Source organism: Oleiphilus sp. HI0079 (assembly GCF_001635105.1).
Window position 1 is genome coordinate 1 of the sequence record NZ_LWFT01000372.1, and the last position, 487, is coordinate 487.

General features: G+C 49.9%; 1 protein-coding gene and 1 pseudogene. One reads left to right on the top strand and one right to left on the bottom strand.

Annotation, left to right across the window (positions count from 1 at the left end):
• The first annotated feature begins 40 nt into the window (after positions 1 to 40).
• Positions 41 to 199 carry a hypothetical protein gene (locus A3750_RS25275; protein ID WP_156498414.1) on the top strand — a complete coding sequence of 53 codons (159 nt, stop codon included), beginning with the start codon at positions 41 to 43 and terminating at the stop codon, positions 197 to 199.
• A gap of 27 nt (positions 200 to 226) precedes the next feature.
• Here the strand turns inward: A3750_RS25275 and A3750_RS04905 are convergent.
• Positions 227 to 487 (bottom strand): annotated as a pseudogene (locus tag A3750_RS04905) (GTP cyclohydrolase II); the annotation flags it as partial.

Genomic DNA, 487 nt, shown 5'->3' on the forward strand with positions numbered 1-487 from the left:
CCGCGTTGAAGAAACGTAGAGTAGATTGCGACCCGATATTATGATACTTGGCTTGCCAGATACATTCATCGATCATGGACGACCTGAGGTCTTACTCGCCGAATGCGGGCTTGATGAAAAGGGTATATTGAGTAGCATTGAAGCTCGCCTCTCAGCTCAGAAAGGCTCGCTGATTTCACCGGTCATTCAGTCTATTTAGCCGCCGTTTCAAACGACTAAACGGGGCCTAGACGCCTAGATCATCATCCTGATGCGACTTAAGCCAGTGCCCTAGCTTGCTCGCCTTTGTCGTCAGGTAGCCATCATTGTGTGGGTTTCGCCCTACTTCTAGAGGCAAACGCTCTACGATTCTGACTCCTACCAACTCTAGCGCCTTCACCTTGCGAGGATTGTTGGTCATCAACCTTAGAGCATCGATACCCAGGTGCTGCAGCATTGGTCCACAGATAGAATAGTCTCTCATGTCCGCTGCAAATCCCAACTTCTC